Annotated in this window: 20 protein-coding genes and 1 pseudogene; 12 read left to right on the top strand and 9 right to left on the bottom strand. The window is 58.9% G+C overall.

Features of this window, described 5'->3' with window-relative positions; translation table 11 throughout:
* Nucleotides 1-37 precede the first annotated feature (37 nt).
* Nucleotides 38-1,042: a tripartite tricarboxylate transporter substrate binding protein gene (locus OEG81_RS15810; protein ID WP_264130236.1), complete on the bottom strand. Its 1,005-nt coding sequence runs from the start codon at nt 1,040-1,042 to the stop codon at nt 38-40.
* Between the two features lie 20 nt (nt 1,043-1,062).
* Nucleotides 1,063-1,956: an HpcH/HpaI aldolase/citrate lyase family protein gene (locus OEG81_RS15805; protein ID WP_264130235.1), complete on the bottom strand. Its 894-nt coding sequence runs from the start codon at nt 1,954-1,956 to the stop codon at nt 1,063-1,065.
* Between the two features lie 89 nt (nt 1,957-2,045).
* Here OEG81_RS15805 and OEG81_RS15800 point away from each other — a divergent pair, with 89 nt between their 5' ends.
* Nucleotides 2,046-2,918: a LysR family transcriptional regulator gene (locus OEG81_RS15800; protein WP_264130234.1), complete on the top strand. Its 873-nt coding sequence runs from the start codon at nt 2,046-2,048 to the stop codon at nt 2,916-2,918.
* 63 nt (nt 2,919-2,981) lie between these two features.
* On the top strand, nt 2,982-3,581 hold the full coding sequence (locus OEG81_RS15795) for a 2-hydroxychromene-2-carboxylate isomerase (RefSeq protein ID WP_264132617.1): 600 nt from the start codon (nt 2,982-2,984) through the stop codon (nt 3,579-3,581).
* A gap of 77 nt (nt 3,582-3,658) precedes the next feature.
* Here the strand turns inward: OEG81_RS15795 and OEG81_RS15790 are convergent, their stop codons facing one another.
* Both OEG81_RS15790 and OEG81_RS15785 read right to left on the bottom strand, forming a co-directional pair.
* A complete protein-coding gene (locus tag OEG81_RS15790; protein ID WP_264130233.1) occupies nt 3,659-4,138 on the bottom strand; it encodes a carboxymuconolactone decarboxylase family protein in 480 nt (159 codons plus the stop codon).
* Nucleotides 4,139-4,309: 171 nt separating this feature from the next.
* The gene (locus OEG81_RS15785; protein ID WP_264130232.1) at nt 4,310-5,191 is read right to left on the bottom strand and encodes an RNA polymerase sigma-70 factor; all 882 of its coding nucleotides are present in this window, start codon (nt 5,189-5,191) and stop codon (nt 4,310-4,312) included.
* A 115-nt stretch (nt 5,192-5,306) separates the two neighbouring features.
* Here OEG81_RS15785 and OEG81_RS15780 point away from each other — a divergent pair.
* Nucleotides 5,307-5,420 (top strand): annotated as a pseudogene (locus OEG81_RS15780) (IS110 family transposase); the annotation flags it as partial.
* Between the two features lie 82 nt (nt 5,421-5,502).
* Here the strand turns inward: OEG81_RS15780 and OEG81_RS15775 are convergent.
* Nucleotides 5,503-6,255 carry an IclR family transcriptional regulator gene (locus OEG81_RS15775; protein WP_264130231.1) on the bottom strand — a complete coding sequence of 251 codons (753 nt, stop codon included), beginning with the start codon at nt 6,253-6,255 and terminating at the stop codon, nt 5,503-5,505.
* A gap of 198 nt (nt 6,256-6,453) precedes the next feature.
* On the opposite strand from OEG81_RS15775, the gene OEG81_RS15770 reads away from it, so the two are divergent.
* The 7 genes from OEG81_RS15770 to OEG81_RS15740 all read left to right on the top strand — a co-directional run bounded on the left by OEG81_RS15770 (nt 6,454) and on the right by OEG81_RS15740 (nt 14,510).
* Nucleotides 6,454-8,043: an ABC transporter substrate-binding protein gene (locus OEG81_RS15770; RefSeq protein ID WP_264130230.1), complete on the top strand. Its 1,590-nt coding sequence runs from the start codon at nt 6,454-6,456 to the stop codon at nt 8,041-8,043.
* 91 nt (nt 8,044-8,134) lie between these two features.
* A complete protein-coding gene (locus tag OEG81_RS15765) occupies nt 8,135-8,989 on the top strand; it encodes an alpha/beta hydrolase family protein (RefSeq protein WP_264130229.1) in 855 nt (284 codons plus the stop codon).
* Nucleotides 8,986-10,599 (top strand): gamma-glutamyltransferase, encoded by a 1,614-nt coding sequence (gene ggt / locus OEG81_RS15760; RefSeq protein WP_264130228.1) that lies wholly within the window; start codon nt 8,986-8,988, stop codon nt 10,597-10,599. Before OEG81_RS15765 ends, ggt begins: the two co-directional genes overlap by 4 nt.
* A gap of 17 nt (nt 10,600-10,616) precedes the next feature.
* Entirely contained in the window at nt 10,617-11,579 is a 963-nt protein-coding gene (locus OEG81_RS15755) for an ABC transporter permease (protein WP_264130227.1), read from the top strand.
* Between the two features lie 89 nt (nt 11,580-11,668).
* Entirely contained in the window at nt 11,669-12,526 is an 858-nt protein-coding gene (locus OEG81_RS15750; protein WP_264132616.1) for an ABC transporter permease, read from the top strand.
* Nucleotides 12,523-13,491: an ABC transporter ATP-binding protein gene (locus OEG81_RS15745; protein ID WP_264130226.1), complete on the top strand. Its 969-nt coding sequence runs from the start codon at nt 12,523-12,525 to the stop codon at nt 13,489-13,491. Before OEG81_RS15750 ends, OEG81_RS15745 begins: the two co-directional genes overlap by 4 nt.
* Nucleotides 13,492-13,493: 2 nt before the next feature.
* A complete protein-coding gene (locus OEG81_RS15740; RefSeq protein WP_264130225.1) occupies nt 13,494-14,510 on the top strand; it encodes an ABC transporter ATP-binding protein in 1,017 nt (338 codons plus the stop codon).
* A gap of 12 nt (nt 14,511-14,522) precedes the next feature.
* On the opposite strand, the gene OEG81_RS15735 is transcribed toward OEG81_RS15740, so the two are convergent.
* From OEG81_RS15735 to OEG81_RS15720, 4 genes are all read right to left on the bottom strand, one after another.
* On the bottom strand, nt 14,523-15,713 hold the full coding sequence (locus tag OEG81_RS15735; RefSeq protein WP_264130224.1) for an MFS transporter: 1,191 nt from the start codon (nt 15,711-15,713) through the stop codon (nt 14,523-14,525).
* A gap of 94 nt (nt 15,714-15,807) precedes the next feature.
* Nucleotides 15,808-16,998 carry an L-2-hydroxyglutarate oxidase gene (gene lhgO / locus OEG81_RS15730; RefSeq protein WP_264130223.1) on the bottom strand — a complete coding sequence of 397 codons (1,191 nt, stop codon included), beginning with the start codon at nt 16,996-16,998 and terminating at the stop codon, nt 15,808-15,810.
* 74 nt (nt 16,999-17,072) lie between these two features.
* Entirely contained in the window at nt 17,073-17,933 is an 861-nt protein-coding gene (locus OEG81_RS15725) for an alpha/beta fold hydrolase (RefSeq protein WP_264130222.1), read from the bottom strand.
* Nucleotides 17,934-17,951: 18 nt separating this feature from the next.
* A complete protein-coding gene (locus tag OEG81_RS15720) occupies nt 17,952-19,298 on the bottom strand; it encodes an NAD(P)/FAD-dependent oxidoreductase (RefSeq protein ID WP_264130221.1) in 1,347 nt (448 codons plus the stop codon).
* Nucleotides 19,299-19,396: 98 nt separating this feature from the next.
* Here OEG81_RS15720 and OEG81_RS15715 point away from each other — a divergent pair, with 98 nt between their 5' ends.
* Together OEG81_RS15715 and OEG81_RS15710 are read left to right on the top strand one after the other, a co-directional pair.
* Entirely contained in the window at nt 19,397-19,975 is a 579-nt protein-coding gene (locus OEG81_RS15715) for a TRAP transporter small permease (RefSeq protein ID WP_264130220.1), read from the top strand.
* A 13-nt stretch (nt 19,976-19,988) separates the two neighbouring features.
* Complete coding sequence (locus OEG81_RS15710) at nt 19,989-21,278, top strand: TRAP transporter large permease (RefSeq protein ID WP_264130219.1); 1,290 nt, start codon at nt 19,989-19,991, stop codon at nt 21,276-21,278.

Below are 21,278 nucleotides of genomic sequence, written 5' to 3'. Positions count from 1 at the left end.
AGGTTCCCGAACACTCGGGAACCTGCGGGCTTGCGGCTTATTTTTGAACGGTGATGTTGCTTTTCTTGGCAACTTGCTTCCAGCGGACGAGATCTTCCTTGATGATCTTTTGATACTCCTGGGCCGAGGCAGTGGCATACTCGGCTCCTTCGCGAACGAAGAAATCCTTCATCTCCTGTTCGGTCACGATTTCCTGGATCGCCTTGTTCAGTTTGTTGACGATGGGATCGGGAGTTCCAGCTGGAGCCAGTATTCCCCACCACAAGCTGAACTCGTAACCGGGCACTGCTTCGGCAACCGGCTTCAGGTCGGGTGCGATGGGGCTGGGCTTCAGGCTGGTGATGGCGATAGCCTTGGCTTTTCCCGTATTGATGGCGGGCAGGAGCGAAGGGCCGCTCGCGATCAGGACATCGACTTCGTTGCCCATCAAGGCGGCCGTGGCCGGGCCCATGCCGCGATACGGTATGTGCATCATCTTGATGCCGGCGGCCGAACTGAACATCTCGGTGGCAAACTGGTTGCTGCTGCCGGGGCCCGAGCTGGAGTAATTGATGGAGTCGGGGTTCTTTTTGGCGAGAGCGATCAGTTCGGCTACGGAATTGACGGGCAGTGTCTCTTTCACGGCGACAATGAAGGGGCCCTTGGCCATGAGCGCCACGGCCTTGAAGTCCTTTTCGGCATCGAAGGGCAGGTTTTCTTGTATGGCTGCGTTGGTGGTGAAGCTGGATGAAACGGCAACCAGCGTGTAGCCGTCCGGCTTGGATCGCGCGACCTGCGCGGCCCCGATCGAACCCCCCGCTCCGCCCTTGTTGACGATCACGACCGAGGTATTCAACTTGGTGCCGAGCTTGGCGCCTACAGCCCGCGCGAATGAATCGTTCGATCCTCCGGGGGGATAGGGAACCACCAGGGTTATGGGCTGGCCATTGGGAAACGGTTCGGCGGCGTTGGCGGCCGGTCCGAACGCGGCTGCAAACCCCGCCAGGAACAAGACCCCAGCGATTCGGGCACGGGCGTTGAGGAATGATTGTGGTTTCAGCATTTTTTTGTCTCCGATAGGGGTTACGAGCTATGGTGGGTGGCTGCCAGTTGCCTGGCATGTTCGATGATGAAGCGGGCGCGCGCAACGAAGGGGGCATCGATCATTTTCCCGTCGACGAGATAAGCGCCGTTGACGTCGTTTTCGGATGCCGCGGCAACGACTTTCCGGGCCCAGGCGACTTCCTGCTCGGTCGGGCTGAATACTTCGTTGGCGACACGGATCTGGCTTGGATGTATGCAGGTCTTGCCCAGAAATCCCAAGCTCTTGGCCTGCAAGGCTTCCTGCCGATAACCCTCGATATTGGCCACGTCGGCGTAGGCGGAGTCGTACACCACGCAGCCGGAGCGGGCCGACGCCATGCGCAGCGAAAACATGATGGCGTGCACATTCTGCGCATCGTAGCGGGCAATGTTCAGCGGCTCGAACATGTCGCCCAGGCCCAGTTGCAAGCCCCACACCCTTGAGTGCGCCGCCGCGATGTCGGCGGCATTATGAAGGGCGATGGGGGTTTCAACGTTTGCCAGAATCCGTATATGGGCTTTGCGGCCGGCATTGGCGTTGTAGCTGCTTTCGGTCTCGGCCAGCCGCTGGATGAATGCAAGAACGTCTGCCGCCGAATCTATCTTGGGGATGTTGATGATGTCCACGCTCGCATGGCAGGCGGCTTTCAGGTCTTCGGCGAAATACTCCGTATCAAGCGGGTTGATGCGGACAATGACGGTCTTGCGCGTAGCCTGTTTTTTTTGCTCGAAATCCTCGCTATTGAACAAGGCGCTCAGTTCTTTGCGGGCATGCTCTTTGCGCTCGTGAAGCACCGAATCTTCCAGGTCAAAACTGATGGCGTCCGCCTGGCTGTCCATTGCCTTGGCAAACAGTTCGGGGCGCGAGGCCGGCACAAATAATTTACTTCGCATGTCTGGTCTCCTTGGGTGACCATTGTGCGCATCAAGTGCCCGGACAGGTTGCTTGCTGCCTACCTTTAAAAGATATATATACTATCTTTATGAACAGCGCCTTCCTGAACACCCTCATCGCCGTGCATCGCTACGGCTCCATGGCTGAGGCCGCGCGTCGGCTGAACATAACGCATGGCGCGGTGGCTCAGCAGATGAGGGCCTTGGAGGGGCAGCTTGGCGTGACGCTGATTACCCGGTCCGGAAAGACCGTGCACCTGACCAACGCCGCGCACCGCATACTCGATAAATCGCAGAAAATATTGGATGACATCGATTCGTTGACGGCATTGGCCAATGCGCAGGAAATAAAAGGAGAGCTGCGGCTGGGCGCCGGCAATACATCGCTCAACAGCACCATCCCCAATATTCTTGCCAATCTGATCAAGCGTTATCCCTCTCTGCAGGTGTCCATACGGCCCGGCTTGTCGACCGAGTTTTATCCGAGTGTGGAAAAGAATGAACTGGACGCGGCGATTGCCCTGGAGCCGCCGTTCGAAATTCCCAAAAGAATAGGCTGGCGCCTACTAAGCGAAGAGCACTTCTTTTTGCTGGCGCCCGCTCGATATCGGGGCAGAAGCGCACATGACCTGCTGAAGCAGGAGCCATTCATCCGGTACGACAAGAATAGCTGGGTCGGCCAACAGATCGAGTTGTATTTGAAAAAAGCCGGCATCGTTCCCAAAGAGCGGTTCGAACTGGCCTCCACGGAGTCCATATCGCTTATGGTGAACAAGGGCCTGGGCGTGGCCATAGTGCCCCACGCCTGGAACCTGTGGCAACAAGGCTTGAATGTGGTGAGCCTTCCGCTTCCGACGCCTTGCGAACCCAGGCGTTTTGGGTTGATCTGGGCACGATCGTCGCCGCGGATTCAATTGGTCGAGGTTTTCCTGCAGGCGGCGATAGAAGAGTACAAGGCGTAATGCACCACCCGCGTCCCGGGCGAGGTAGTAAAGTAGGAGCCTCACCAAGGACGAAGGCGCAAGCTGATGAAAACGATCGAGTATTACTTCTCTCCAAAATCTCCCTGGACTTACCTTGGCCACGAAAGGATGCTGGAACTGGCCAGGCGGCATGGCGCCATCGTGGAGCCGCGGCCCATGGATCTGGCCAGGGTATTTCCATTGTCCGGCGGCTTGCCGCTGGACAAGCGACCGCCTCAGCGCCAGGCCTACCGCCTGACCGAGTTGAAGCGGTGGTCGCAGCACCTGGGCATGCCGCTTATCGTACAGCCCCGGTTTTTTCCCGTCGACGAGACGGATGCCTCCAAGATGATTGCATCGGTCGCCAAGGCCGGCGATAACGACGGCGCCCTGAAGCTGTCCGGTGCGATGCTGCGCGCGGTCTGGGCCGAGGAACGCAACATCGCCGATGCCGCGACCTTGATCCAGATCGCCGACGACTGCGGCCTGGACGGCGCCGCCCTGCATGCCGGTCGCGAGGCGGGTGCGGATCTGTACGAACACCATACGGACGAAGCCATTAGGCTGCAGGTCTTCGGCGCTCCATGGTATGTCTATCGCGGGGAGCCATACTGGGGGCAGGACAGGCTGGAATTTCTGGAGCGGGCTCTGGCGGGGGATTGATGCCCTGGCCAGACCGGGCGAGCGCGGCAATGCGGTCCATTGCGCGCCGCGCCTTCGTTGGGCGGCCCGGGCCGAACTCAGGCCAGGTTCGCCTTATCCAGGCCCCACGCCTTGTCGGCCGAGCCCGGCACCGTCCTGAAGGCGACATTGACCCGGTTCCAGGCATTGATGGACATGACTTCGAAGGTCAGGTCGGACAGCTCCTTCTCGGATAATTGCGTGCGAACCTTTTCGTAGACGTCGTCGGATACGCCGTGCGCGGGCAACTGCGTCAACGCCTCCGTCCAGGCCAGCGCGGCGCGTTCGCGGGGAGCGAAAAGCGTCGATTCGCGCCATACGCCAAGATGATGGATGCGGAGGGGACGTTCGCCATGGATGTAGGCTTCCTTGACATGCATGTCAAGGCAAAACGCGCAGCCATTGATCTGCGAAGCGCGGATGGCGACCAGGTGGCGGATCGTTTCCTCTATGGCTCCTGACTTGAGCTGGTTGCTGAATTCAAGGAATTTCTTGAACAGTTCGGGCGATTGCTGCATGTAGTTGATGCGCTGTGTCATGGTTTCTCCAGGCGGACGATGAAGAAGCTTCCCAGGAACTCGGGAACGCTTTGCGGCAATGCGCCGCTGGACAACATCGTAGACCTGCGCCGCCATCGGCGGTAGGCGTCCGGGCGGACTCAGGGTGTTGACCTGCAGGCACCAAAAGCCGCAAGCCACCCCGCGCGGAAATCAATCCGTTCCAATGGCTGCGGCAATATGCGTCAGTTTGTCCGGATTGCGCTGCACCTGAATCTGGACGATACGTTCTCCATCCGATTCGATGGACATCGCGGATTCCAGTTTGCCTTCGATGAAGCGCAGGAATGCCCATTGGCCATTGAGGGCCACGAGCCGCATGCGTGCTTCGCCCCCGAAACGCAGGAAGGACGCGTAGAAAAGCTGAGCAATGCGTCGGCCGCCCACCATGGGACGGGGAAAGCTGGTGACCCTCCCGCCGCCGTCGCCCACCAGGACCGCGTCTTCGGCCAGCATGGCGTTGATCGCGGCAAAGTCGCCCATATGTATGGCGCGGGCAAAGGACTCCAGCAGGCGCAGATGGGTTTCGGGCGGCACGGTGCGGCGGCTGCGCCCCTCCCGCAATTGAGCTTTGGCCCGGCTTACCAATTGGCGGCAGGCGGCCTGCGTCTTGCCTATCGTTTCCGCGATGCTTGAATAATCTTCATCAAAGACTTCATGCAGCAGGAATGCCGCCCGTGCTTCGGGTGTAAGCCGTTCAAGCAGCGCCAGCAAGGCCAGCGAGACATCGTCGGCGCGCTCCGTGAGTTGCTCTGGCGTGGCGGGCAGGCTGGTCATCTCCGGTTCCGGCAGCCAGATGCCGGTGTAGGCCTCGCGTTGGACCTTGGCGGCACGCAGCCGGTCTATGGAAATTCGTGTCGTTACGGCAACGAGCCAGGCTTCCGCATTGCCGATCTCCTCGCGCGCCGCCCCGTGCCAGCGCAGCCAGGCATCCTGCACAATATCTTCGGCCTCGGCCACCGAGCCGAGCATCCGGTAGGCGATCTGCTGCAATCGCGGCCGAAGTGAATTGAAGGAGAGGGCGTCGTCATCCATGATTGGCATCCACGCGGCGAAACAATGGAATGGGCGCCGCTATCTGAAGACGCCCGTATCGCAGTGCCTGCCGCGAGGGTGCCAACACTCACTGCATTTCAGAAGGGCGTCCACCATGAAGATTACGCCAATCGGCATTGATCTTGCAAAGAATGTATTTCAGGCTCGCGGGACAGGTGCACGAGGCAAGGCGGCGCTTCGCAAGCAGTTGCGGCGGGTGTTCTTCGCCATCCGGAGCCATGCCTAATTGTCCGGCCTTGCTGCCGCCACAGCGTGCCGCTTGGCGTGCTGGTTCCACACCGCTGAATGGTTCAGCGCCCCAGTTCGGCCGATAGCCGTTCTGCCGCCGACGTGACTTGACGGATCATATGCTCCAGCTCGGACTCACCGACTCTGAACTTGGGTGCGACGGCGTGTATCGTCGCGACAATGGCGTTGTTGAAGCTGAAAACCGGAGCTGAACAAGCGATCTGATGGGTATCGACTTCGCCGCGGCTGACGCAATATCCCTGCTGACGGATGCTTGCAAGCGCCTGAAGGACCTCGTCTCGAGTCCTGGGCGTGTGATCGGTGAGTGGCGGGGGATAGTCGGGAATGCATCGATCGATGAACTCCTGGCTTTGGTAGGCCAGCAGGCACTTGGGCGAGCCTGTATAGAGCGGGCGCCGACGCCCTATGTTGGCGTGTACGCGCAGGTCGCGGGAGGGCTCGGTCTTGGCGATGCAAAGCGCGTCGAGATGGTCCACAGTGCGCAGTTGCACGGTTTCGTTCACTCGCTGGCAGAGGTCCTCCATGATGGGGGTGGCCAGGCGGATCAGATCGAGCTGGGCGCTTGCGGTGATGCCCAGGATCAGCATGGTGTCGCCCAGGCTATAGGTATTGTTCTCCTCTTTTTTTATGACCTTGCGCTGTTCCATTGTGTACAACAAACGATAGGCTCTTGATTTGTTCAGTTTAGCCTTTTCCGCGAGATTCGTTAGGTTAGAACGCGGCGAACGAGCGACTTCGATCAACAGAGAAAAAGCTTTATCCACTGATTCTATTACATATTTTTCATTTTTCATGAGTGTCTTCCATTCGTTCGTCTTGCGGCGAAAGCTGCTTTTTGGGCGCTGCTCAGTTTATTTTACTAGATAAAAAACGAAGAAATTAAGTTTGACATAACTGTGAATGCTTTGTTTATATACGACGTTTCAGGTGCCGACGACATACAAAAGATTGGCTGGCATGGGCCTGATGTTCGCCGCCAAAAGGAGCAAAAATTGTTTAAATCATCATTGACTCATCTGCTGCGCGGCGCTGCGTTTACGCTGCTGACCGCGGCTGCGGTTCCGGCCATGGCGCAAGATCCCTCGTTGAACGTGGGTCTGGCGGCGCCGATCACATCACTGGATCCCCACCAGGACTCCAACTCTCCCAACAATGCGGCTTCGCGCCACATTTTCGACAGCCTGATCAGCCGCGGCGGCCGGGCCGAGAATAATCCGCAACTGGCCGAATCGTGGCAGGTCGTGGATGACACGCACTGGCAGTTCAACCTGCGCAAAGACGTGAGCTTTCACGATGGGTCCAAGTTCGACGCGGACGACGTCGTGGCGTCGTTGCTGCGTGCGCGCGACAAGCCGACCAAGGCTTTTGCGGCATACACCCGCAATATTGCCAATGTCGTTGCCAAGGACCCCTACACCATCGTCGTGGAAACCACCCGGCCCGACCCCCTGCTGCTGAATTCGCTTAGCCGTATCCGCATCATCAGTTCCGATTATGCCAATGCCAGCGTGGCGGATTTCGAGACCGGCAAGGCGGCCGTTGGCACAGGGCCGTTCAAGTTCGCCGGTTATACGCCTGGCGACCGCATCGAGCTCGTGCGCAACGACAATTATTTTGCCAAACCCATGCCTTGGAGCAAGGTGACACTGCGCATGGTCACCGATGATGGCGGCCGTTTGGCTTCGTTGCTGGCGGGCGACCTGGATATCATCGAAAACCTTCCCGCCGAAGGGGTCAGCCGCGTTGAAGGAAACAAGAACCTGAAGATCATCCGTGGCATATCGACCCGCCTGGTCTATCTGGGACTGGACGTCTTCCGCGACCAAACGCCGTTTGCCAAAGCCAAGGACGGCTCGCCGCTGGCCGCAAATCCCTTCAAGGATGAGCGTGTGCGCCGTGCCATGCTCATGGCGATCAATCGTCCCGCTATCGTCGACCGCGTCATGCAGAAAAATGGCACCGTTGCCGATCAGTTCGTTGCCGAAGGCTTCTTCGGGCACTCCGACAAGGTTCAACCCGTCAAGTATGATCCGCGCAAGGCCAAGGAATTGCTGGCCGAAGCCGGCTATCCTGATGGTTTTGCTCTGACCATTCACGGCCCCGCGGGTCGTTATGTGAACGACAGCGAAGTCCTGCAGGCAGTAGGCCAGATGTTGGCTCGTATCGGCATCGAGACCAAGGTCGAGGTCGTGCCATGGTCCGTGTACTCGCCCAAGTATGCTGCGCGTGACTATTCCTTCTTCCTGGGCGCCTGGGGCGTGAACACGGGCGAGGTGTCCAATCCCGCGCTGGCGCTGGTGGCTGGACGCGATCCGAAGAAAGGCACGGGCCGCTACAACGGTGGTGGCGTCGACGTACCTGAAATCAACGAGCTGTTGGCCAAGGCTACATCGAACTTGAACGACGCCGATCGCGAGAAGCAACTGCAGGAAGTGTCGGAGTTGACGTTTGACCATCTATGGATACTGCCCATGCACTACGAGAACGCGGTGCTGGGCGCGAGCAAGAAGGTCGATTTCACGCCCCGTAGCGACAAGTACACGATGGCTTTCGAAATTCGTCCCGCGGGCAACGCCAAGTAAGCATTGATATCAAGGGGCTGTTCTGCCCCTTCGTTTGCCGGGGTGGCAAGCCGCCTCCCCGGCGCATATGACAAATCCCTCAGGAGAAGTTATGCAAGAGCCTGGCTCGAGCGCCGCCGCCGCTGCGCGTGCGCGTGCGGTCTACGATTACGGTCAAACCGCGATTTTTGCGTCGGCCGTCGACCCCCGTTTTCACATGTTGCTGTATGTGCCTCCTACCGTTGCCGATGGCCGCAAGCTCGATCTGCTGGTGGCGGTGCACGGAACGGGCCGCACCTCGGCCATCGACTTTCGCGATGGTTTTGCCGAATTCGGCCTTTATAACGATTGCGCCATCCTTTGTCCTATCTTCCCGATGAATGTGCGGGGCGATGGCGAGCGCTCGGGCTACAAGTACATGTTCGAGGGCGACATCCGCTACGACGAGATCGTGCTGGCGATGGTCGAGGAAATGGCCGCCAAGTATGAGCAGGACTGGTCCAGGTTCGCCATGTTCGGCTATTCCGGCGGCGGGCAGTTCGCCCACCGCTTCGCCATCCTGCATCCCGAGAAACTGTGGGCGGTCAGCATAGGCGCCCCCGGTTCGGTGACGCTGCTGGATCCCGACAAGGATTGGTGGGTTGGCGTTCGCGACCTGGCCGAGAAGTTTGGCCGCCCGTTCAATGCCGCCGCACTGGCGAAGGTGCCCACACAGATGCTCGTGGGCGACCTTGATCTTGAAACCTGGGAGATCGTCCGCAGGCCCGGAACGGCCTATTACATGGAAGGTGCCAACGACGCCGGCGATAGCCGACCCGCACGTTTGCGCACGCTGAAGGCTTCATTTGAATCGGCTGGCGTCAGCGTGACGCTGGAAGAGGTCGCCGGCGTATCGCATGACCGCATGAAAGTTCTGGGCCATGCCAAGGCGTTCCTGGCCAAAGTGCTCAAGGAGAATCGCGCATGAATCGCAATGCGACGATAGTGGCGCCCCAGCCTGAAGCCGTCGAAGCGGGCGCCAGCGTCCTGGAACGTGGCGGCAACGCCATAGATGCTGCGCTGGCCTGCGCATTCACCCAGGGCGTGGTTGACCCGCAGATGTCAGGCATTGGCGGGTTTGGTTCGATGCATGTCTACATGCCTAAACGCGGCATACACGAGATTCTCGAGTTCTATGCGTTGGCGCCTATCGCCGCAACGCCGGACATGTGGCTCGACAAGCTGATTGGCCAGAGCCGTGACGGCTTCGGCTTCCTGCTCGAAGGCAATATCTCCGAAATCGGCTATCTGGCCTGCTGCACGCCCGGTTCGCTCAAAGGCTACGAAGCAGCCTTGAAGGACTACGGCACCTGGGATTGGGCCGACCTGATCCGCCCGGCGATTCGCTATGCCGAAGAGGGTTTCATGGTTCGCCCGCATATGCACTGGTACTGGACCAAGGATCAGAGCGGCGACGGGCAGGCCAACACGCTGGACAAGTTGCGCTTTTCCGAAACGGGCCGCCGCGTGTATTTTCATGAAGATGGATCGTTGCGTCAGGTAGGCGATATCCTGCGCAACCCCGATATGGGCAGGACGCTGGAGCGCATTGCGAAAAGCGGCTCTTCGGACATCTTCTACCATGGCGAGATTGCCCAGCAGATCGCCGACGATTTCGCCCGCAACGGGGGCCTGATCGGCCTGGAAGACCTGGCCCAGTACGGCGTCAGCAAGGCTGCGCCTGTGTGGGGCAGCTATCGTGGGCGGCGTATTGCCTCCAGCCCTCCTCCGGGGTCGGGCATGCCCATGATCGAACTGCTGCATATCCTGGAAAATTTCGATATCGGCAGCATGCGGCACGGCTCCACCGAGTATGTGCGGACGCTGTTCGAAGCCATGAAGCGCATGACCATCGACAAGGATACGAACATGGGCGACCCCGCTTATGTCGACGTGCCTGTCGAGAAACTGCTCTCCAAGGACTATGCCGCCATGCTGGCGGATCAGATCAAGCGGGGCGAGCGTGCCAACGTCGAGCGCCTGGATTTGTCCCAGCGCGATACGACCCATATTTCGGTCGTCGATAAGGAAGGCAATGCCGTGGCCTTGACCCATTCGTTGGGCAGTCCGTCTGGCGCGATCACCGACGGTCTGGGCTTCATGTACAACGGTCTGATGGCGCGATTCGATCCTCGTCCCGGCAAGGCGGCATCGATCGCACCGCGCAAGCGCCGGGCCAGCTCGGCCGCGCCGACCATAGTCTTTGAAGGGGACGATCCGTCGATCGTCATCGGCGCGCCGGGTGGCAGCTACATCGCTCCAACCGTGGCTCAAAGCATCGTCAACATCGTTGACTATGATATGAGTATCGAGGCGGCTGTCGCAGCGCCACGATTGGTCGGTGTTTCGAATTCCATCGACATTTGCAACCGCATTCGGCGTTCGGTCTCTGATGAGTTGGCCGCCGACGGGTACGACGTTGTGCGTTCACCGCAAACTTTTGCTTTTGCGGCGCTGCACGGCATTCGTATAGATGGTGGCCGCTCGGCCGGTGCGGCCGACCCGCAGCGTGATGGCATGGCCATCAGCGTCGAGTAAACGCTCAGGAACAGGAAATGATAACCTCGCTCATTCGACGCTTAATACAATCGCTGTTCGTCATTTTTGCGATGACGATACTTGTATTCATCGGTGTCAATGTTATTGGTAACCCGGTTGATATTCTGATCAATCCGGATCTCAATCAGGCCGAGCGGGCGCAGATGGTCGCGCATCTCGGTCTGGACAAACCACTATGGCAGCAGTACTTCCATTTCCTGTCCGGGCTGACGCACGGCGACTTCGGCAATAGTTTCGTGTACAGCAGGCCCGCGCTCGATGTGATCATGGAGCGCGTGCCCGCCACGCTGGAACTGGCCATTTTCGCCACGATCATTGCTGTGGCGGTGGGTCTGCCGCTGGGACTGTATGCGGGGCTGCGTTCGGAAAAGTTCTCCGCGAAGTTCATCATGGCGGGCTCCATCCTGGGCTTCTCGCTGCCGACCTTCTGGGTCGGGCTGATGATGATTCTGGTGTTCGCGGTACAGCTTGGCTGGCTTCCGTCGAACGGGCGCGGCGAAACGATGGGCAGCTGGTCCTTCTTGACCCTTGACGGCCTGTCATACATGCTGTTGCCGGCATTGAACCTTGCTCTTTTCAAGACTTCCCTGATCTTGCGGCTGACGCGCGCGGGTGTCCAGGAAGTGATCATGCAGGACTATGTCAAGTTCGCTTATGCCAAGGGGCTGGGCGAGAAGCGGATCATCTTCGTGCACATCCTGAAGAACTTGATGATCCCGGTGATCACCATCGTCGGGCTGGAGTTCGGCTCGCTGATCGCCTATTCGGTCGTGACCGAATCCATTTTTGGTTGGCCTGGCATGGGCAAGCTCATCATCGACAGCATCAACCTGCTCGATCGCCCTGTGATCGTGGCGTACCTGATGATGATGGTCGTCTTGTTCGTGTCGCTGAATTTCATTATTGACGTTTGTTATACGCTGCTCGACCCGCGCGTCCGGCTCGAGGGGAAGGCATGAACGATATGGATCCCAAACTTGCTGCCTCTGCAGGCATTGCCGGCGCGTCCGGCACACCGGATATTGTCGAGCCCCCTCCGCCTCGCGCCATGCCGGCCTTGAAGCGATTTTTTTCGTCTCCCACGGCGGCCTTGGGCACGATCGGCTTGCTCATTATCTGCCTGGTCGCTTTGCTGGCCCCCTGGCTTGCAACGCAAAATCCGTATGACCTGACGCAACTGGACATTCTGGACAGCCGCCTGCCGCCGGGCTCGGAAAACTTCGACGGCATACCTTATTATCTGGGTACCGACGGACAGGGGCGCGATATTCTATCGGGCATTATGTATGGCTTGCGCACGTCGCTGCTGGTGGGTATTGCGTCAGCCGTTGTCGCGGCGCTTCTTGGTACGACGATCGGCTTGCTGGCGGCTTATGTCGGAGGCCGCCTCGAAAGCTTCATCATGCGCCTGGTCGATTTGCAGCTTTCGTTTCCCACCATCCTGATGGCGCTCATGGTGTTGGCCATTCTGGGCAACGGGGTGACCAATGTCGTATTTGCCATCATTGTGGCAGAGTGGGCAACGTATGCCCGCACGGCGCGGGGTACGGCATTGGTGGAACGCGAGAAAGAATACATCGAGGCGGCGCGCTGCCTGCGTATTCCGGGGCGCCGCGTGCTGCTGCGCTACCTGCTGCCTAATTGCATTGCCCCCATCATCGTGATTGCGACGATGCAGGTCGCCCGTGCCATTGGCCTGGAAGCCACGCTGTCCTTTCTTGGACTGGGTGCGTCCGTCACACAGCCCTCGCTGGGAATGTTGATTTCAAATGGCTACCGTTTCATGCTTTCCGGCCTTTACTGGATCAGTTTCTACCCCGGTATCGCCCTGCTTATTACCATTGTGTCGATCAATCTGGTTGGTGATCGTCTGCGCGATGTGCTCAACCCCAGGAAAACCCGATGACTCCATTGCTAGATGTCCGTGACCTCGTCACAGAATTTCCAGGTGAAGACGGCAAGCCCCTGCGGGCTGTCAACGAGGTCTCGCTTCAACTGAACCGCGGAGAGGTTCTGGGGCTTGTCGGAGAAAGCGGATCCGGCAAGAGCGTGACGGGATTCTCCTTGATGGGCCTGGTCGAGAAGCCGGGTCGTGTTGCATCGGGACAGGTTCTGTTCGATGGCCAGGAACTGACCGCCATTGACGCAAAAACTCGCCGCAGCTTGCGGGGGCGGCGCATTGCCATGGTCTTCCAGGATCCCATGATGACGCTCAACCCGGTGTTGCGCATAGGTGTCCAGCTTATGGAAACCTTGCATGCCCATGTGAAGATCAGTCATCGGGAAGCGCGCATCAGGGCGCGCGACGCCCTTGGCATGGTTGGAATCCCCAGCCCGGAAGAGCGCCTGGATGCTTATCCGCACCAGCTTTCTGGCGGGATGCGGCAGCGTGTGGCGATTGCCATAGCCTTGCTGCATAGCCCGGATTTGATCATTGCCGACGAACCCACGACAGCGCTGGACGTCACCATCCAGGCGCAGATCCTTGCCGAGTTTCAGAAACTGACGGAGCAGCAAGGCACGGCCGTGATCTGGATTACACATGACCTGGCCATCGTCTCCGGCCTGGCGGACCGGATTGCCGTCATGTATGGCGGGCGTATCGTCGAGACGGGCCCTATCGCTTCGGTGCTGGAGTCGCCGCGTCATCCCTACACGCGTGGCCTGATCCGCTCGGTGCCTTCAGAAAACAGCCGGGGCAGCCGCCTGGCGCAAATTCCCGGTGTGACGCCAAGTCTGTCGCGCATGCCGCGGGGATGCGCCTTCCGTACTCGTTGCGAGCGGGCCACCGACGCCTGTGCAATGCAACCCGAAGCCACGGGCACCGAGCTTGATTATTACCGCTGCTTTCATTCTTACGAACAGGCATAGACATGACCGTTACGGCAACCTCTTACGATTCCGCGCCCTTGCTGGAGCTGCGCAAGGTCTCGCGCCGCTTCGGCGCGTCTCCCGACTTGGCCGCTCGCGTTTCCATTGCGCTTGGTGTGGCAAAACCTCCTCCTGTCGTCTATGCCTTGGACGAGGTCGACTTGATCATCAAGCGGGGGGAAGTGCTTGGGTTGGTCGGTGAAAGCGGCTGTGGGAAGTCCACGCTGGGGCGCATCGCCGCCGGCATATTGAATCCTTCGGACGGCGCCGTGTACTGGAAGGGCCTTGATCGGGCAGGGTTGGAAGGCAAGGCTGCGCGCGATGCCGATCTGGCTGCCCAGATGATTTTCCAGAACTCGATGGCTGCCCTGAATCCACGCATGAACATCGAAGCGCTGGTGGGGGAAGCCGCCTCCATCCATGGCTTGATCAAGGGTGACCGGGGTGCTTATGTCGATGATTACCTGAATAAGTCGGGCTTCGACCCCACCATGAAGCGCCGCCTGCCTCACCAGTTTTCAGGCGGCCAGCGTGCCCGCGTCAACATTGCGCGCGCGCTTGCGGTACAGCCCGAGTTTCTGGTTTGCGACGAAAGTGTGGCGGCGCTGGACGTGTCCATCCAGGCGCAGATCCTGAACCTGTTCATGGACCTGCGCGAACAGCTCGATTTGACCTACTTGTTCGTCAGTCACGACCTTGGGGTGGTGGAGCATATTTCGGACCGGGTGGCAATCATGTACCTGGGCCGCGTCGTGGAAGAGGCTCCGGTCGCGGAAGTATTTGCGCGCCCCAATCATCCGTATACGCAATCGTTGCTGGCGGAAGTGCCACGCATCAAGCCCGGCAAGCGTCGTTTCGAGACGGTGAAGGGCGAGCTGCCCAGTCCATTGGCGCCGCCGCCAGGCTGTCATTTCCATCCGCGCTGTCCCCATGCCCATGCGCGCTGCAAGACGGAGATACCCGTCAAGAAAAAGATCGCGCCAGGCCATTTTTCGGCTTGCCACCTCAACGATCAATGACAATGGCGCCGGCTAACGGCCGGCCGCCGTTTTCCTGTCCAGCGCTATCGACAGAAACAACAACAGCAACCCCCCCAGCGCCAGCAGGGATCCGACCCATCCCGTAGAGGCCCATCCGTAACCGCGTGCAATGGCCATGCCGCCCAGCAAGGGGCCCAGAGCATTGGCAAAGTTGAACGCCGAGTGATTCAGCGCCGCGGCCAGGCCTTGCGCGTTGCGGGCGATGTCCATCAAGCGCGTCTGGAGGATAGTGCCGAGCGCGCCGCCTATACCGATCAGAAAGACGGTGATGGAAACACCCCACAAGCTGGGAGCCGTCACGCTGAAGAGGGCCGTGGTGCAGGCGCTCCAGACCAACACGCCGCCTATGGTGGGCATGAGCGCGTGATCCGCGAGCTTGGGCACCACAATGTTGCCCGCCGTCATGCCCAATCCAAATACGCCCAGCACGATGGGCACGGTTTCGGGGCTTGCCATTGTGACCTGCATCAGCGTGTCGGCCAGGTAGGTGTACACGGCGAAAAGGCCTCCGAAGCCGATGGCCCCCACAGCCAGAGTCAGCCAGACCTGGCCTTGCTTGAGCGCGCCCAGTTCGCGCAGCGGACTGGAACCAGGCGCCGCGGGCGCATTGGGGCTCAGTAGAGCAATCAGGATCACCGTCAGCAGGCTGGTAAAGGCGACCAGGGCGAATCCCCATCGCCAGCCCACCGACTGCCCCAGCCAGTTGGCCAACGGGACGCCGATGATCGTGGCCACCGTAAGCCCAAGAAACATCCGCCCGACGGCCTGGTTGCGTTTGTTCAGCGGCACGAGCGACACCGCCACCAAAGCCCCGATACCGAAGTAGGCGCCGTGGGGCAGGCCGCTAAGGAAACGCAGGACCAGCATCCAGCCGTAGCTGGGCGCGAAAGCGCACAGGCCGTTGAACAGGGCGAACATGGCCATGAGCCAGATCAGCATCGTGCGCCGAGGAACGCGCGCGCCCAGCACCGTGATGACCGGCGCCCCGACAACCACGCCCAGCGCGTAGGCGCTGATGACATGCCCGGCGGTGGGCGCGTCCACGCCCAGATCCTGGGCGAAGTAGGGCAGCAGGCTCATGGTGGCGAACTCTGTCGTCCCGATGGCGAATGCCCCCACGGCCAGGGCGAAGAGGACCCAGCCGGGAGAGTGGGGTTTGTTTGTCTTGGGTGAATCAGCCATGCTGAACTCGGCGTCCCTCAGGGTAAACCCTGATTATACGGGGCGACGCCATGACGCGTTCGTGGCCATGGAATTATGCTCAGGGCATGAACGCTCAAGATACGTTCATGAGCCGTTCGACGATCATTCTTGCAATGGGTATGGCCGACGTGGCGGCGGGCGAGGGCGCGTTGCAGACATGAAGTGTGCGCGCAGTCTGATGAAACAGGAAGTCATGGACGAGTTTTCCCGAACGAGTGACCGCTTGGGCGCGGATGCCGCTGCGATATTCGCCCAGGTCGGACTCCGTCAAGCTTGGGCAATATTTCTGGCAACTCTTCAGGTAGGCCGCCTTGGATAAAGAGCGATAGAGCTCGCCTGCCCCAGAGCGCAAATTTTCATGGATTACTTTCCAGAAGCCCGGAAATCTCAAGTATTCGGATACGTCTTTGCCACTGGCGCCGAAACGTTGGTAGTTTTCGCGGGCCAGGCTGAGCACTGCATTGGGTCCGGCCAGAAGCGAGCCATCCATCGTGGGTGTCAGGTGTACGCCTAGAAAAGGCAGGGCGGGATCGGCAACCGGATAAATCATGTGCCGCACGATATTCCGTTTTGCGGGCGCAATGCTGTAGTACTCTCCTTTAAATGGGATTATCTGGAAGTCGATCTCGACGCCGCTCAGCGCAGCCATGCGATCGGCCTGAAGTCCAGCGCATACAACGAGCTGCCTGCTGCGCCATTTGCGCTGGCCGGCCTGCACGCTGACATAGTGTTCGTCTTCGTTGATGCCATCCACATGAACGCCCAAGGCGGTTACACCGCCAAGCTGCTCGAACCGGGCCTGCATGGCCTGGGCGACATGTTTGTAGTCGACGATGCCGGATGCCGGCACGTGCAGCGCCGCCAGGCCGGTGATCATGGGCTCCCGTTTCAAGAGCTCGGACCTAGTCAGCAAGGACGCCGGAATGCCATTGGCACTGGCGTTCCGCGCCAAGGCATCCAGGCGCTCCATCTCGGCCCGGGAGGTGGCTACGACCAGTTTCCCTATAGTGTTGAAAGGGACACCGTTGGCGGAGCAGAATTCCTTGGTGGCGATCTCGCCGTCGCGGCATAGCCGAGCCTTGAGGCTTCCTACGGGGTAGTAGATGCCCGCATGAATGACGCCGGAGTTATGTCCCGTCTGATGGGCCGCGACGCCCACTTCCTTTTCCAGAAGCATGATCTTGGACGCGGGGTGCATTTGCTGCAATTCGATCGCGGTTGCCAGCCCTACGATACCGCCGCCGATGACGCAGTAATCGAGCATTGTTTAGGATTTCCGAAGAAAAGTTGGAAAAAGGCGGCATCACCATGCCGCCTTCCTGTCATGTGGCCGCTTACCTACCGCTTGCGGGCAATGAAGTCCATGACGTCGGCAGCAATCCGCTCGGGTTCAAGGAATGCGATGCCATGTCCATAGTCGGAATAGATCTTGAGCTCGCAATCGGGGATGAGGTCGCGTATGCGTTCCTGCTGCTCGACTGGGCAGATGCCGCTGCGATCGCTGCTGAGCAGCTGTACCGGGACTTTCATTCCAGGCAGCTGCTCTGTCAGATCGGCCAGGGACTGCCATTTCCAGTGCCCAATATAGGAATGCGTGGCGATTTTCTTTCGCTCTTCCTTCTGCCAGGCTTGGAAACGCTCATTCCCTTTCTTGGGATCCGTAACCCAAGTAGTTCCTATTCGCTCGTAATAGTCAGCCATTCCGTATTTTTCTATTGCCGTGGCCGGATCCTTTTCCCCGGCCGCCCAGGCCTTCTCGAAGTCGGCGGGTATCTTGACCAGCGGGGCCTGTATGCAGGTCAATGTATGAACGCGCTCGGGAAACATCAGGGCGAAATTGGCGCCGGTAATGCCGCCGCTGGAATCACCGACCCAATGGATCTTCTTGATGCCCAGATGATCCATGAGGCATAGGGCGTCCCGGGCATAACGCTGCACCACCGTTACGCCATCGTCGACAGGCGCGCCGGACAGCGTCGATCCGGGCGGCGGGGCTGTGGATGCGCCTCGTCCGCGTTGATCCCATCGCAGCACCCTGAACTTGCGTCCCAGATACGGGACCATCGGGGCATAGAACTTCTTGTTCAGGGTGGAGCCATGAAGCAAGCCTATGGTCTCGGCCTCATCGTCCCATGGGTTCGTGAAATCATCAAATTCGTAGTCGATCTTTATGCCGTCATCAGTCGTTACGGTAGCCATCTTTTTTCCTCCTAGTGATTAAAGTGCTTCCAGTTTGTCCTTGAGCTTGTAGTACGCCGTCCCAGCTTTTAGCAACGGCAAGCGCAATCCTTTGAAGGGGATCGGTTTGAAGGCCCCTTCCGTCATGGCGCCCAGTGAGCTTGTGTCTCCGGTAATTCGGCGGGCAAGGTGCTTACCCAGTAAATGCGTCAGTGCCACACCTCGTCCGCCATAGCCAATTGCGTAGAAAACGCGATCTCCTATGGCGCCGCTGTGGGGAAAATTGTCTCGCGTTATTCCGACGACGCCCGTCCATCGGTAATCGATCCCAATGTCGGCGAGGTTCGGAAAAACATGGATCATTTCGTCACGCAGGCGTTGATGATTCTTTGGGTGGTCCTGGTATGCAGGTTCGCCGCGGCCTCCGAAAAGCAGTCTCCCGCCATCGACAAGGCGGTAATAATTAAGCAGGTTTTTGGTGTCTGTGACGAGGTGGTTTTGCGGCAGGATGGTTGAGCGCAGCGCCGGTGGCAGCGGTGCGGTTGCCACGACGGCAACGGTAATCGGCAGGATACGGCGTTCAATGTCCGAGGCAATGGGAAGCCCGTCCGTGTATGCATTGGTACATATGAGCGCATGCCGGGCGCGTACTTCGCCTTGGGCTGCGGTAACCACGACGCCCGCCTGTTCCACCACGATGTCATCAGCCGCCGTCCCTTCAAAAAAAATCACTCCCCTTTTTTCTAACGCGGCTTTCAGGCCCTTGCAATAGTTGAGTGGATGCAGGCCCGCTGAGCGGGGATCGAAGTAGGCGCCAGCATAAAGTTGGCTTCCGATCAGTTCGGCAGTTTCCTGTTTGCCGATGAGCTTTATCCGGGTGTCACCGATTTGGCTTTTCAGCCAGTCGGCGTCAGCTTCAAGCCGCTGCATCGCACGAACATGGTATGCCGCCGTCAGATGCCCATAGCGGGAGAACTCGCAGTCTATGCCGAACGAGTCGACGTTTTGTTCCAGGCTGTCCACCGCTTCGTGGATATAACCGTAGAGCTGTTTTGTAGCCGCGTTGCCGAACTTCGCGGCCATCTCGCTCCAGGATGACTTGTAACGGAGTACGGCCATTCCCCCATTGCGGCCGCTTGCGCCCCAACCGACGCGCCGCGCTTCCAGCACTATGCAAGACAAGCCGAGCCGCAACGCCTCGGCGGCGGCATTGAGGCCGGTGAACCCGCCTCCAATGATGACGACGTCGGCGTTCTGAGTGCCGCGGAGCGAAGCAGGAGCCTCGCCTTCCATGGTGCGGGGCGGCGTATCCGCCCACACGGAAGCAGCGTGTGCCGGGAAATCCGCATCGCGGCAGTGGGCTGAAATGTGATTCGGTGCTGTCATCAAAGCGCACCTTTTTTGTGCTTGGGTAGCGACACAGACTTGTCTCCATAAATATTATTGTATCGATATTCAATTTGCTTGCATCGATAATCGATAGTATGGCATACTCCATCAACAGCTGCAATATCGTCGCAATAGCAGCGAAGAAAGATCAAAAAACAACAGGAGACAAGCTCATGAATGAAGTTCGGCGCATAGTGCATGCCGTCAGTTTTGGCATGGCGATATTGAGCGCAGTGGCAATTGCCGCGATGCCGCTGCTCATCGGCTATTCCACAGTCATGCGGTACTTCGTGGGAAGCGCGCTTTCCGTCACGGAGGAGCTATCCAGCTTTCTGCTGGTTTCCTGCGTTTTCCTGGGTTTGCCTTATGCGGCGCTTAAAGGAAGGCACATTGCCATCTCGGCCCTGCTTCCCCTGCTGAGTCCCGGCTTGCGGATCTTGATGTCTGTGCTTGTGCACCTGACGACGCTCTTGTTTCTTGGTCTTCTAGCCCAGTTGACCTTCGATTTCCTGGTATTGGGCTATCAACTTAATGCGCACAGTGAAACCGCATATATTTACGAGCCTCCTTGGCGAGCCGTGATGGTGGCGAGCACGGCATGGCTTGCCGTCGTCGTCGTGTATCAGTTGTGCGAGGAAATATTCTTTTCCACCCGCGTTGACAACGAAGCTTGAACAAGGGGAAAGCATGTCGACACTAGCTACTACTTATCTGTTGATCATCATGGCGGGCGGGCTCTGGATGGGAGTCGGTCTTGGGATTGCCGGTCTTATCATTCTGTATTTCTTTGGTGGAGGAACGAATTCCTTTCAGATCGCCACCGTCGCCATCTGGAACATGCTGTACAGCTTCCCTTTGGTGGCCTTGCCGCTATTCATCTTGCTGGGTGAACTGTTGGTGCAGTTCGAGCTGAGCATTCGCGTCTATCGCGCACTGACTCCTTTGTTCGAGCGTCTACCTGGAAAGCTGCTGCTGTCGAATGTCGTGCTGTGCTCTCTGTTTGGCGCTACCAGCGGTTCGAGCATGGCCACGGCAGCGACGGTGGGGTCCGCCGCCTATCCGGAATTGCGGGCGAAAGGATACAACCGGACCGCCTTGCTGGGCAGCCTGGCCGGATCGGGAACTTTAGGCATCCTTATTCCGCCCAGCATTCCCATCATCATCTATGCCTCCCTTACCAACGTCTCGGTAGGAGCGAGCTTCGTGGCAGCCGTCATTCCAGCCGTCATTGCAGTCTCGCTATTTCTGGCATATGTCATGATCCAGGCCAAATTCCGGCCTGAATACACCCCCTCTGCCGGCGAAGTACTGCCCTTGCGTGAGACGTTGCCGGCACTGGTCAATCTGCTGCCCGTGATCGCGCTGATCGGCTGCGTGATGGGAACGATCTATTTTGGACTGGCGACGGTAACAGAGTCCGCCGCCTTGGGTGTCCTGGCGTCTGTGATCATCGGATTGATGTACAAGGCCTGCACGCTGAAGCGCCTCGGCCGGGCCTTGCTGGGGACCAGCGTCACGTGTGCATCCATTGGCTTCGTCATGATGGGCGCGATGATTTTTTCAATGGCGCTCGCGGTGGTGGGACTGCCCCGTGAAATTGTCGCATATGTCCAGGATCTTCAGATGTCGCCCTGGATGCTCTTGATTGCCATATATGTCTTCTACTTCATTTTCGGGATGTTCATCGGCGCAACGGAAATGCTGGTCACGACACTTCCGTTCACCTTCCCTTTGATACTCGCGTTGGGACATGATCCAGTGTGGTTTGCGGTCGTGATCGTGATCCTGTGTGAAGTCGGTCAGATCACCCCTCCCGCGGGCTTCGTGCTGTTCATATTGAAGGGAATAGCAGGCAAGGACACCACGATGGGCGAGCTTGCACGTGGCTCCATACCCTACATCATTCTTCTGTTGACGGTGCTGGCCTTGATCACCGTCTATCCGCAGCTTGCCACCTACTTGCCCAGTGCCATGTAA

It is taken from the genome of Pollutimonas sp. M17 (assembly GCF_025836975.1).
Taxonomy (GTDB): Bacteria; Pseudomonadota; Gammaproteobacteria; order Burkholderiales; family Burkholderiaceae_B.
The sequence above is the reverse complement of the archived record's forward strand: the minus strand, read 5'-3'. Positions and strand labels throughout refer to the sequence as shown.

Coding starts and splice junctions, on each gene's coding strand:
- OEG81_RS15810 (WP_264130236.1), bottom strand. CDS start 1,042: ATGCTGAAACCACAATCATTCCTCAACGCCCGTGCCCGAATCGCTGGG.
- OEG81_RS15805 (WP_264130235.1), bottom strand. CDS start 1,956: ATGCGAAGTAAATTATTTGTGCCGGCCTCGCGCCCCGAACTGTTTGCC.
- OEG81_RS15800 (WP_264130234.1), top strand. CDS start 2,046: ATGAACAGCGCCTTCCTGAACACCCTCATCGCCGTGCATCGCTACGGC.
- OEG81_RS15790 (WP_264130233.1), bottom strand. CDS start 4,138: ATGACACAGCGCATCAACTACATGCAGCAATCGCCCGAACTGTTCAAG.
- OEG81_RS15785 (WP_264130232.1), bottom strand. CDS start 5,191: ATGGATGACGACGCCCTCTCCTTCAATTCACTTCGGCCGCGATTGCAG.
- OEG81_RS15775 (WP_264130231.1), bottom strand. CDS start 6,255: ATGAAAAATGAAAAATATGTAATAGAATCAGTGGATAAAGCTTTTTCT.
- OEG81_RS15765 (WP_264130229.1), top strand. CDS start 8,135: ATGCAAGAGCCTGGCTCGAGCGCCGCCGCCGCTGCGCGTGCGCGTGCG.
- ggt (WP_264130228.1), top strand. CDS start 8,986: ATGAATCGCAATGCGACGATAGTGGCGCCCCAGCCTGAAGCCGTCGAA.
- OEG81_RS15755 (WP_264130227.1), top strand. CDS start 10,617: ATGATAACCTCGCTCATTCGACGCTTAATACAATCGCTGTTCGTCATT.
- OEG81_RS15750 (WP_264132616.1), top strand. CDS start 11,669: ATGCCGGCCTTGAAGCGATTTTTTTCGTCTCCCACGGCGGCCTTGGGC.
- OEG81_RS15745 (WP_264130226.1), top strand. CDS start 12,523: ATGACTCCATTGCTAGATGTCCGTGACCTCGTCACAGAATTTCCAGGT.
- OEG81_RS15740 (WP_264130225.1), top strand. CDS start 13,494: ATGACCGTTACGGCAACCTCTTACGATTCCGCGCCCTTGCTGGAGCTG.
- OEG81_RS15735 (WP_264130224.1), bottom strand. CDS start 15,713: ATGGCTGATTCACCCAAGACAAACAAACCCCACTCTCCCGGCTGGGTC.
- lhgO (WP_264130223.1), bottom strand. CDS start 16,998: ATGCTCGATTACTGCGTCATCGGCGGCGGTATCGTAGGGCTGGCAACC.
- OEG81_RS15725 (WP_264130222.1), bottom strand. CDS start 17,933: ATGGCTACCGTAACGACTGATGACGGCATAAAGATCGACTACGAATTT.
- OEG81_RS15720 (WP_264130221.1), bottom strand. CDS start 19,298: ATGACAGCACCGAATCACATTTCAGCCCACTGCCGCGATGCGGATTTC.
- OEG81_RS15715 (WP_264130220.1), top strand. CDS start 19,397: ATGGCATACTCCATCAACAGCTGCAATATCGTCGCAATAGCAGCGAAG.
- OEG81_RS15710 (WP_264130219.1), top strand. CDS start 19,989: ATGTCGACACTAGCTACTACTTATCTGTTGATCATCATGGCGGGCGGG.